An 11,882-nucleotide genomic window follows, 5' to 3' on the forward strand; every position below is an offset into this window, starting at 1 on the left:
CAATATTAATTTTAAAACATATAAATAATATCATTCTAGTAATATATTATCAACTAATTTTCATATTTAGAAAACATTTAAAAGTTTGAGACATTACCTTATTATGTTGTTGCAAATTGACTATTGTATAAATTTGCATAGAAACCATTTTTATTTAATAATTCATTATGGTTACCTTGCTCTATAATTTTTCCATCCTTCATAACTAAAATTAAATCTGCTTCACGAATAGTTGAAAGTCTATGAGCTACTACAAAGGAAGTTCTTCCTTCCATTAACTTATTAAAGGCTCTTTGAATATAAATTTCAGTTCTTGTGTCTATACTACTAGTAGCTTCATCTAAAATAAGCATAGGTGGCTTAGAAAGCATAACTCTAGCTATACATAAAAGTTGCTTTTGGCCTTGAGATAGTGAACTATCTTCTGTAAGTATAGTATCATACCCATTAGGTAATCTCATAATAAATTTATGAGCGTGAGCTGCTTTAGCAGCTTCTATAATTTCATCTAAAGTAGCATCTTCCTTTCCATAAGCTATATTATCTCTAACGGATCCAGAAAAAAGCCATGTGTCTTGAAGAACCATACCATAAAGTCCTCTTGTACTTGTTCTTGTTATGTCATCTATATTTATATTATCTATTTTTATCTCTCCAAATTTAATATTATAGAATCTCATAAGCAAATTAATTAATGTAGTTTTCCCACAGCCAGTAGGGCCTACTATAGCAATCCTATCACCAGGTTTAACCTTTAAATTAAAATCTTCGATTAAAGGTTTATCTTCACTATATGAAAAATATAGGTTATCAATACTTACATTTCCTTCACAGTTTTCTAAATTAATAGCTGTAGATTTATCTGGAATTTCTGGGACTTCATCTAATATTTTAAATACTCTACTTGCAGAAGCAAAGGCAGCTTGAAGCTCTGTAATTACTCCAGAAATTTCATTAAAAGGTTTAGTATATTGATTAGCATAACTTAAAAAAGCTGAAAGATTTCCTATAGATAAAGTACCATTAATAGCACTAATTGCACCTACTATACCAACTACTGCATAAACAATTCCATTTACAAATCGAGTTACTGGATTTGTAAGAGCAGAGTAGAACTGAGCTTTTTGGCCATATGTATACATACTTTTATTAATTAGCTCAAATTTCTCAATAGCTCTATCTTCGTAGGAAAAAGCTTTTACTATTTTTTGATTTCCTATCATTTCTTCTACATAACCAGTTAATTCACCACGAACCTTTGACTGATTTCTAAACATTGAGTGACAATACTTAGCAATAGTTGAAGCAGTAAATAAAGATAGTGGAGTAATAATAACCACTAGTAAGGCAATCTTAATATCTATAAATAACATAAATATTAATGTTCCAATTATAGTTATAAAACCTGTAAAGAGCTGAGAAAAACCTTGAAGTAATCCATCAGATATAATTTCAATATCATTAATAACAGTGTTTATAATAGAACCATGAGAATTCCCATCAATATATTTTAAAGGAAGAGAGTTTAATTTATTAAAAACATCAATTCTTAAGTCCTTAATAGTTTTATAACTAACTATATTTGTACATCTAGTCATTATAAGTTGAAATAATGAAGAGAAGATTATAGTTACTAATAGCAATATTAATATATTAACAAGTTTATTAAAGTCTACGTTATTCTTGCCTATTATAAGATCAACAGCTCTACCTATTAATATTGGAGTTAGCAAAGTTAAGCTTATATTAATAACTGCACTTATAAAAGCAATTAAAATATATTTGTTATAAGATTTTGTATAATTTAAGATTCTTTTAATAATAGTAATATTCAAAAGTCCACCTCCTAATTATTGATTTGAGAAGAATATATTTCATTATATACTTCACAATTATTAAGAAGATAATCATGAGTTCCTATTCCTGCTATTTCACCATTATCTAAAACTATTATTTTATCAGCATTTTTTATACTACTTGCTCTTTGTGAAACCATTAAAACTGTCATATCCTTGGTTTCATCCTTTAAAGCTTGTCTTAATGCAGCATCAGTTGCAAAATCTAAGGCACTTGAACTATCATCTAAGATTAAAATTTCTGGCTTAGTAACTAAAGCCCTAGCAATAGTAAGTCTTTGCTTTTGACCACCAGAAAAGTTTTTTCCTCCTTGTAAAACTTCTGAATTATATTTTTCTTTTAAAGAATTTACAAATACATCAGACTGTGATATTTCAAGAGCTTCTTTAATATCCTCTATAGTAGCATTTTCATTGCCCCATTTTAGATTGTCTAATATGCTACCTTTAAATAAGACTGCTTTTTGTGGAACTATTCCAATTAACTTTCTAAGATTTTTTAAATTATAATTTTTAGTATTAATACCCTTTATAAGTACTTCACCTTTAGAAACATCATAGAATCTAGGAATTAAATTTACTAAAGTAGATTTACCAGATCCAGTTCCACCAATTATTCCTATGGTTTCATTTTTATATATAGATAAATTTATATCCTTTAATGAATATTCATTTGAATCTTCGTAAGAAAATGATACATTTTTAAATTCTATTAGTGGTGAAGAAGGATTGGCCTTATAATTAATAGAATTTTTATTATCCTCAATAGATGATTTAATATTTAATATTTCTAAAACTCTATTAGCTGAAGTAGCTCCCTTAGTTAGGATAACAATTAATTGAGAAAAAACTATTAATGAAAGTAAAATTTGCGTTATGTAATTTATAAATGCAATAACTTCACCTTGAGTTAATGAACCTATATTAACCCTTATGCCACCAAACCATAAAATTGCAATTATAGATAAATTCATAATTATATAAGTAATAGGATTTAAAAGTGCTGATATTTTTCCAACCTTAATATTTGTATCTGCTAGTTCAATAGTGCCATCTTTAAATCTTTGTTTTTCATTTTCTTCTTTAGAAAAGGCTTTAATAACTCTTGCACCTTCTAGGTTTTCTCTTGTTATTAAAGAGATATTATCTAATTTTCCTTGAATTACTTTATATAAAGGAAGAGATTTGCTCATAACTAGATAAATAACTAAAGCTATAAGAGGAGTAGTTATTAAGAAAATAATTGAAAGTCTAAAATCTATTGAAATAGCCATAATGGTTGAACCTATAATTATAAAAGGACTTCTTGTACCTAATCTAATTAACATAGCTATACCAGTTTGAATTTGATTTATATCATTAATAAGTCTAGTTATAAGAGTAGGAGTTCCTATTTTATCAATTTCACTATGAGAAAGGTTATTGATATGCTTATAAAGCTGACTCCTAATAGAAGTACCTGCACCCTGTGAAGCTATAGATGCATAATACTGACAAATAAGTGCAAAAGCTAATCCTATAGCACCTAAAAGAATTAATAATCCACCCATTTTAAAAACATAGGCTATATCTTTATTAGCTACACCAATATCAATAATTTTAGCCATTACTATTGGAATAAATAGTTCTAAAATTGCTTCAATTAATTTGAATACTGGACCTAAAATAGCCTCTTTTTTATAATCTTTCATAAAATAGATAAGTTTTAACAATAGCATCAGTCCTTTTTTAATATTTAACAATACTCATTATATCATCATATTAAAATAATAAAAGAAGTAAGTTATTTTTAAAAAATAAAGAATATCTTAAATATTTATTAAAGCTTTGACTTAAAAAAATATAATATGTTAATATTAAAAAATAATTTACAATAGAGGTGTGATAATGAATTTAATAAAAAACTTTCTAAAAGGAGTAGCAATAAGTATATCTCAAATAGTCCCAGGGGTAAGTGGAGGAACTATTGCAATGATATTAGGAGTATATGACAAGCTTCTTCATGCAGTTAATAATATTGTTAAGGATTTTAAAAATCAATATAAGATATTGCTACAAGTTGGAATTGGAGCGATTTTTGGGATTTTTTTATTTAGTAATATAGTAAAAACTTTATTTGATAATTATCCTATTCCTATAGGTTATTTATTTGTTGGTGTAATATTAGGTGGCGCACCACTTATGCTTAGAAAGGCTACAGTCAAGGGATTCAACAAAAAGAGTCTAGTATATTTATTTTTAGGTATAGGAATAGTAGTAATGATGGGAACCCCTAATAATGATGCCTCAGCAATAATTACTTCATTAAACTTTGTTAATTTTATTTGGCTTTTTATCGGTGGAGTAGTGGTAGCTGTAGCACTTATTTTACCAGGAATAAGTGGATCCTTTATGCTTTATGTTTTAGGGCTTTATAATACAGTTATAACAGCTGTTGTACAGTTTAATATTCCAATTCTTATTCCTATAGCTATAGGTGGAATAGTTGGAACATTACTTACAGCTCGTATAATAGAAATGCTACTTAATAAATTCCCAGAGCAAACCTATATTTTAATTTTTGGATTTATTTTAGGTTCTGTTTTTTCAGTATTTCCAGGAGTAGATGGAATAAGTAGTTTCATTGGAATAATACTTGGAGTTATAGGATTCATTTTTACATACTATATAAGTCGAAATGAATAAAGTTAATAAAAAAATATAACAAGTCAAAAGAAATTATTAAATCAAACTAGTTTTTAATGGAGCTGCCTAGGTAGCTCCATATGTATTTAAAAAGTAATATAACATATTTGACTATTTAAATAAATAAGTATATAATTAGTTAGAAGTCTAACAAAAGTGCGGGTGAAAAAATGAGTGAAATGAGACATGTTGGAAGAAAGATTAATATACTTTCTCATAAAATTAAAAGACGAATAGGTAAAGTAGCTTTGGAATACGGAATAAGTGGTATGCAAGCTAAAATTTTAGGGTATATATATACTAATTCTTCTAATAGAGATATATTTCAGAAGACTATTGAAGAAGAATTTGATATAAGACGTTCTTCTGTAACTAGTGTACTTACCTTAATGGAAAAAAATGAACTAATAAAAAGGGTTAGCGTTTCTGAAGATGCAAGACTTAAAAAGATTATACTTACAGATAAGGGGATTGAAGTTAATAAGTTAGTGTATAAAGAAATAACTAAAATAGAGGAAATTATTTCAAATACATTATCTGAAGATGAATTAAATACCTTTGTTTGTAATTTAGATAAATTAAATAAAAATATTCATGAATAATTTTTATTCAATTAGTTAGAAGTCTAACAAAAAAATAAACTATTATATTAAACAAAAGGAGGAATAGTATGATAAAAAAATTATCTAGCTATATTGGGGAGTATAAAAAAGATTCTATTTTAACTCCAGTTTTTGTAGCTTGTGAAGTAGTACTAGAAGTTATTATTCCAGTATTGATGGCAAAAATAGTGGATAATGGAATTCAAAATGGAGATATGAAATATGTAACTATTTTAGGAATTATAATGTTAGTTATGGCTTTTCTATCATTGACATTTGGTGCTTTAGGAGGTAAAACTGGAGCAAAAGCATCTACAGGATTTGCAAAAAATTTAAGAAGAGAAATGTTCTATAAGATTCAGGACTATTCATTTTCTAATATTGATAAATATTCAACCGCTGGATTAATTACAAGATTAACTACGGATGTTACTAATGTACAAAATGCATATCTTATGATAATTAGATCCTTAGCTAGAGCACCCTTTATGCTTATTGCAGCAATGATTATGAGCTTTTATGTTAATGCAAAAATGGCGTTAATATTCTTATTTGCAGCTGTTTTTCTTTCAATAGCATTATATTTAGTTATTTCTAAGGCACATCCAATTTTTAAAAGGGTATTTAGAAAATATGATGATTTAAATGCTAGCGTACAAGAAAATTTAACAGGAATTAGAGCTGTAAAAGCATACGTAAGAGAAGAACATGAAATAAGCAAATTCCATAAAGCTTCTCAAAATTTATATAATAAATTCTTAAGTGCAGAAAAGATAATAATATTAAATGCACCTATAATGCAATTCACTGCTTATGCAATTATGTTGTTTTTCTCATGGTTTGGAGCAAAATTAATAGTTTCAAATAACATGACAACAGGTGAACTTATGAGTTTATTTACTTATACTGGTAATATTCTTATGAGTCTTATGATGATATCAATGGTATTAGTTATGATTACTATGGCTAAATCATCTGCTGAAAGAATAGTAGAGGTAATAAGCGAAGAAAGTGATTTAAAAAATTGTGATAATCCAATTTATGAAGTTAAAGATGGATCTATAAAGTTTGAAAATGTAAATTTTAGTTATAACAATGATAAAGAAAATTTAAACTTAGAAAATATTAATTTAACAATAAATTCAGGAGAAACTATTGGAATTATCGGTGGAACAGGAAGTGCTAAATCAACCTTTGTTCAACTAATACCAAGACTTTATGATGTTACTTCAGGTTCTATAAAAGTTGGTGGTATTGATGTTAGAGATTATGATATTGAAACATTAAGAAATGAAGTTTCTATGGTTTTACAAAAAAATGTTTTATTTTCTGGAACTATAAAAGAAAATTTAAGATGGGGTAATAAAGAAGCTACTGATGAAGAAATAATTAAAGCTTGTGAAGCTGCACAGGCAAGTGAGTTTATTGAGACTTTCAAAGATAAATACGATACCTTTATAGAACAAGGTGGAACAAATGTATCTGGAGGACAAAAGCAAAGACTTACTATTGCAAGAGCTTTATTAAAAAGTCCAAAGATATTAATTTTAGATGATTCTACTAGTGCAGTAGATACAAAAACAGATGCATTAATAAGAAAATCATTTAAAGAATCAATTCCAAATGTAACGAAAATAATTGTTGCACAAAGAATTTCTTCAGTTGAAGATGCCGACAAAATTATTGTTTTAAATGATGGAAAAATAGATGGAATAGGTACTCATGAAGAATTATTAAAAACTAATGATATATACAGAGAAGTATACGAAGGGCAAATGAAAGGAGCTGATAGTGATGAAGCCTAATATAAGACATGGAATGAAAGGTGGACATCAAGGTCCAGGTAAAATGCCTATGAATCATAGAAAAAGTAAAAATCCAATGAAGACTTTAAAAAGGCTCCTAGGCTATATATATAAGGAATATAAATTTAAGTTATTTTTGGTTATAGCTTTAATACTAATTAGTTCTATTACTTCCGTAGTAAGCACACTATTTTTACAAACATTAATAGATGATTATATAACTCCTTTTATAGGTAAATCAAATGTTGATTTTACAGGACTTTTTAAAGTTTTATGTATTATGGCAAGTATATATTTAACTGGAACACTATCAACGTATTTATATAATAGGATTATGATATTTGTATCACAAGGTACATTAAAGAAGATTAGAGATGACATGTTTGAACACATGGAAGGCTTGCCAATAGGTTATTTTGATACTCATCCTCATGGAGAAATAATGAGTTTATATACAAATGATACTGATACATTAAGACAGATGATAAGCCAAAGTATACCACAACTAATGGCATCTATAATAACTGTAATAAGTGTATTTATTTCTATGATAGTATTAAATATTCCATTAACTATAGTTTCTATAGCTATGATTTTTGTTATGTTTCAAGTAATAAAAGGAGTAGGTGGAAAAAGTTCCTTATATTTTGGTAAACAACAAAAAGATTTAGGAAAATTAAATGGATATATTGAAGAAATGATGGAAGGACAAAAGGTAGTTAAGGTATTTTGTCATGAAGAAGAAAGCAAAATAAATTTTGATGTTCTAAATGAAGATTTATGTGATAGTGCGTATAAGGCTAATACTTTTGCAAATATTTTAATGCCTATTATGGGGAACCTAGGTTATGTAAATTATGTACTTACAGCAATAATTGGTGGAGTATTATCTATAAATAAAATTGGAGGATTTACAATTGGTGCCTTAGCTTCATTTTTGCAACTTACTAGAAATTTAAATCATCCAATAGGACAAATGTCACAACAATTTAATTCAGTTATAATGGCTTTAGCTGGAGCTGAAAGAATATTTGAAATGCTAGATGAAAAACATGAAACTGATGAAGGATATGTAACTTTAGTAAATGCAAAGATTGATGAAAAAGGTAATATACAAGAAGTTAATGAACGTACAGGTATATGGGCATGGAAGCATCCTCATAGTGATGGTTCAACAACTTACACAAGATTACTTGGTGATATTGTTTTTGATGATGTTGATTTTGGATATAATGAAAGTAAAACAATTCTTCATAATATAACTCTTTTTGCAAAACCAGGACAAAAGGTTGCTTTTGTTGGTGCAACTGGAGCAGGAAAAACTACTATAACTAATTTAATTAATAGATTCTATGATATTCAAGATGGAAAAATTAGATATGATGGAATTAATATTAATAAAATTAAGAAAGATGATTTAAGAAGATCTCTTGGAATAGTTCTACAAGATACACATTTATTTACTGGAACAATAGCAGATAATATTAGGTATGGTAAACTAGATGCAACTGATGAAGAAGTTTATGCAGCAGCAAAGCTTGCAAATGCAGATGTATTTATTAAACATTTAGCTAATGGTTATAATACTAGAATAACAGGTGATGGAGCTAATTTATCTCAAGGGCAAAGACAATTAATTGCAATAGCACGAGCTGCAATAGCAAATCCACCAGTACTAATTTTAGATGAAGCTACTTCAAGTATAGATACTAGAACAGAAGCTATAGTTCAAGAAGGTATGGATAAATTAATGGAAGGAAGAACTGTATTTGTAATAGCTCATAGGCTTTCAACAGTTAGAAATTCAGATGTTATTATGGTTCTTGATCAAGGAAGAATAATTGAACGTGGAAATCATGAAGACTTAATTGCGAAAAAAGGAAAGTACTATCAATTGTATACAGGAGCCTTCGAATTAGAATAAAATATAGAATATAATAAAGGAGCTACTACCAAGCTCCTTTATTATATTTAAGATTTGGCTTTTAAATAAAATACTCGTAAATGATAATAATATAATAAAAAATATATAGAATATGATATAATTAAAATATTAAATAATAAGATTATTAATAATAGGAATAATGTGAGAAATGGATAAATTAAGATATTTAAAAGATATAAGTAATTTTGTTTTTATAAAGGATGATTTAGAAGAAGCAGATATTATATTTATACCAGGGGGATCTTATCCTGAAGTTGCTGAAGAAGCAGCAAAGCTATGGAAAAATGAATATAGCAATTTGATTTTACCTTCAGGAGCCTATGGAATTAATATAGGAGCTTTTATAGGACCATCTTTTAAAAAAGAAATTTATAACCAAAGCTATAATACAGAATGGGAATTTTTAAAGGATGTTTTAATAAAGAATGGTGTTAAAGAAAATAGTATATTAAAGGAAGATAAAGCAACTTTTACATATGAAAATGCTATTTTTTCTAAGAAGGTAACAGATTCCTTAGGAATAAATATTAACAAGGCAATTATATGTTGCAAATCATATCATGCCAGACGTTGTCTTATGTATTATGAAACTTTATATCAAGATACAAAGTTTATTATTCATCCAATAGATATAAATAATATAACAAAGGATAACTGGTACAAAAGTAAAGAAGGAATTAATTTAGTATTAGGTGAACTTGAAAGATATGGGTGGCAATTTAAGGATATATTAAAAGCCTTATAAGAATTTATAAATAATATAAATGTTTATATTATTAGGATAATTAATAGTTTTGTGATATAATAAGTATATAATGTGTGTAGCTTCTAAAAGCCTCAGCTTTAGAAGCTACTTTTTTTAAATACAATTAATTTCTGAAGGAGGAAGAGCTATGTTTAAGATAAAGGATTATGTTGTATATGGTTTAAATGGAGTTTGTATGGTTGAAGATATAGAAAAAATGATTTTGAAAAATAAAGAACTGGAATACTATATTTTATCTCCAATTAATAATAAAAAAATGACTATAAAAATTCCTGTAGATAATAAAACAACGGCAATTCGTGAACTAATGAGTAAGAATGAGGTGATGAATTTATTAGAATTTATATCTAAAAAAGAAACTATCCAAATAGATGATTATAGAAAAAAGAATCAGGAATATAAAACAATAATAAGAAGTGGTAATGTTATAGAGATTATAAAAGTTATAAATTCTATAAATTTAGAAAAAGATGAAAAGGCATCCTTAGGAAAAAAGATAAATAAGACAGAAGATGATATTTTAATAAGTGCTAAAAAACAATTATATCAAGAAATGTCCATAGTTTTAGACATAAATATAAATGAAGTAGAAGATTATATTATAAAAAATATTTAATAAAATAATTTAAATGATAAAAAGTTGTTTTTCATAGATTTTATAAGTTAATTTTCTTTATTTAAAATGACTGGTACACATTTTAGTGCAACAGCCATTTTAAAGTCATTTAATAATTTTTTTAAGTATAAAAGTCATTTCTTTAAAGATACCTGTCCTATATTTAAATTTTAATATCTAAAATTATATTTCCTATTAGTACAACAATATTTTCAGTATTATTATTTATAAGACCTTCATAATAATCCACTATAAAATCAAATCTTTAGATTTAGTATGCTATTATAAAAAATTAATAAATCATAGAAAGATAGAGTATATTATGAGAGAAATAATATATTATTTAAAAAAGAAGAATTAAAAAAGCAACTAATCTCTTATATAATATACTTGTAAATGATAATAAAAAATAAAAGAAAAAGAAGACATTTACAAAATTTAATATAAATAATAAAATAAAATAACTATAACAAAAGTTAAAATTAGGAGAGATAATATGTTAAAAAAAATAATACTTATAATAGTAATAGTAGTTTTATTAATTTTTATAGCTAGAAAAAAAAGAAATATTAGTAAAATAAATATAGGCGAAAAAAAAGTAAATAATATATTAAATAAAATAAATAGATATAAGCTTCTAAGTGATGTTATGATAAAGAGTCAAAATGGAACAACTCAAATAGATCATATATTAATAGGAAAAAAAGGAATATTTGTAATAGAAACTAAGGATTATAGTGGGTTAATATATGGAGATGAATATTCTAAGTATTGGACTCAAATTATAAATAGAAATAGTAATCAATTCTATAATCCTATTAGACAAAATTATGGTCATGTGAAATCCTTAGAAAGATGTATAAAAAGAAAGGATATCTTTATTTCGGTAGTGGTTTTTACTAATAAGTCAAAATTAAAAAAAGTTAAAACAGATACACCAGTAATACAGTTAAATAAGCTAAAAAGATTTATAAAAAGATATAAATCAGATATAAGGTTATCTAAAAATGAAATTTGTGAAATATACGATTTAATACGAAAATCTAATATTGAAAGTAGTAGGGCAAGAAAAAAACATGTTAAAAGAATAAGCAAAATATCATAAAATACAATATATTTTGTCAAAAAAGTACAAAATTCGCTTTAGGAATAAAATTTTTATGAAATAAAATTAATAATATTAATAAAAAATTCATAAAAAATTCATAATAATATTGAAATTTAGTTAAATAACCATTAAAATCAAAGAGAGTAATGTTTTATACTAATAAAGTATAATATAAAATTTTACTCTTAAAAATATTTTATAATCAAAGGAGGAGTATATATTATAATAATGTCTATAACTATATAAATATTAACAATTAATTTGTTAGTTATGTTATTTACATAAATAATAGATATATATAAAATTATAGCAATATAACAACAATCAAGAAAACGTTTTATCTAATTTATACTACTTAATAGATGATAAATTTTAATTAACAATAAACAAAACACTTAATACTATATTAATAAATCTACAAAAATTAATTTGATTTATACTATATTTCAAAAAAATTATTTTTATAAATTATATAACTTAACAGATTGTAAGTTTTATA

9 protein-coding genes are annotated in these 11,882 nt (G+C 25.6%); 7 read left to right on the forward strand and 2 right to left on the reverse strand.

Annotated elements, in window-relative coordinates; genetic code table 11:
* Positions 1 to 101: 101 nt before the first annotated feature.
* Positions 102 to 1,835 carry an ABC transporter ATP-binding protein gene (locus ACQRD5_RS12225; RefSeq protein WP_291629457.1) on the reverse strand — a complete coding sequence of 578 codons (1,734 nt, stop codon included), beginning with the start codon at positions 1,833 to 1,835 and terminating at the stop codon, positions 102 to 104.
* Positions 1,836 to 1,846: 11 nt separating this feature from the next.
* A complete protein-coding gene (locus ACQRD5_RS12230; protein ID WP_291629455.1) occupies positions 1,847 to 3,568 on the reverse strand; it encodes an ABC transporter ATP-binding protein in 1,722 nt (573 codons plus the stop codon).
* 175 nt (positions 3,569 to 3,743) lie between these two features.
* Here ACQRD5_RS12230 and ACQRD5_RS12235 point away from each other — a divergent pair, with 175 nt between their 5' ends.
* The 7 genes from ACQRD5_RS12235 (at position 3,744) to ACQRD5_RS12265 (ending at position 11,380) form a co-directional block, all read left to right on the forward strand.
* Positions 3,744 to 4,541, forward strand: coding sequence for a DUF368 domain-containing protein (locus ACQRD5_RS12235; RefSeq protein ID WP_291629453.1), 798 nt, complete (start codon positions 3,744 to 3,746; stop codon positions 4,539 to 4,541).
* Between the two features lie 170 nt (positions 4,542 to 4,711).
* Positions 4,712 to 5,143, forward strand: coding sequence for a MarR family winged helix-turn-helix transcriptional regulator (locus ACQRD5_RS12240; protein ID WP_291629452.1), 432 nt, complete (start codon positions 4,712 to 4,714; stop codon positions 5,141 to 5,143).
* Positions 5,144 to 5,211: 68 nt separating this feature from the next.
* Positions 5,212 to 6,948, forward strand: a complete 1,737-nt coding sequence (locus ACQRD5_RS12245; protein WP_291629449.1) for an ABC transporter ATP-binding protein — start codon at positions 5,212 to 5,214, stop codon at positions 6,946 to 6,948.
* A 43-nt stretch (positions 6,949 to 6,991) separates the two neighbouring features.
* Positions 6,992 to 8,872: an ABC transporter ATP-binding protein gene (locus tag ACQRD5_RS12250; protein WP_427746869.1), complete on the forward strand. Its 1,881-nt coding sequence runs from the start codon at positions 6,992 to 6,994 to the stop codon at positions 8,870 to 8,872.
* 169 nt (positions 8,873 to 9,041) lie between these two features.
* Positions 9,042 to 9,638 carry a YdcF family protein gene (locus tag ACQRD5_RS12255; RefSeq protein ID WP_291629447.1) on the forward strand — a complete coding sequence of 199 codons (597 nt, stop codon included), beginning with the start codon at positions 9,042 to 9,044 and terminating at the stop codon, positions 9,636 to 9,638.
* Positions 9,639 to 9,786: 148 nt separating this feature from the next.
* Complete coding sequence (locus ACQRD5_RS12260) at positions 9,787 to 10,275, forward strand: CarD family transcriptional regulator (RefSeq protein WP_427746868.1); 489 nt, start codon at positions 9,787 to 9,789, stop codon at positions 10,273 to 10,275.
* Positions 10,276 to 10,771: 496 nt separating this feature from the next.
* Entirely contained in the window at positions 10,772 to 11,380 is a 609-nt protein-coding gene (locus ACQRD5_RS12265; protein ID WP_291629443.1) for a nuclease-related domain-containing protein, read from the forward strand.
* Positions 11,381 to 11,882: the final 502 nt, after the last annotated feature.

Source organism: Clostridium sp. SGI.024, from assembly GCF_050315195.1.
In the GTDB taxonomy this organism is placed as follows: Bacteria; Bacillota; Clostridia; order Clostridiales; family Clostridiaceae; genus Clostridium.

Bases quoted from the DNA above. Each gene is read 5' to 3' on its own strand.
- ACQRD5_RS12235 (WP_291629453.1), top strand. From the start codon at position 3,744: ATGAATTTAATAAAAAACTTTCTAAAAGGAGTAGCAATAAGTATATCT.
- ACQRD5_RS12240 (WP_291629452.1), top strand. From the start codon at position 4,712: ATGAGTGAAATGAGACATGTTGGAAGAAAGATTAATATACTTTCTCAT.
- ACQRD5_RS12245 (WP_291629449.1), top strand. From the start codon at position 5,212: ATGATAAAAAAATTATCTAGCTATATTGGGGAGTATAAAAAAGATTCT.
- ACQRD5_RS12250 (WP_427746869.1), top strand. From the start codon at position 6,992: ATGCCTATGAATCATAGAAAAAGTAAAAATCCAATGAAGACTTTAAAA.
- ACQRD5_RS12255 (WP_291629447.1), top strand. From the start codon at position 9,042: ATGGATAAATTAAGATATTTAAAAGATATAAGTAATTTTGTTTTTATA.
- ACQRD5_RS12260 (WP_427746868.1), top strand. From the start codon at position 9,787: ATGTTTAAGATAAAGGATTATGTTGTATATGGTTTAAATGGAGTTTGT.
- ACQRD5_RS12265 (WP_291629443.1), top strand. From the start codon at position 10,772: ATGTTAAAAAAAATAATACTTATAATAGTAATAGTAGTTTTATTAATT.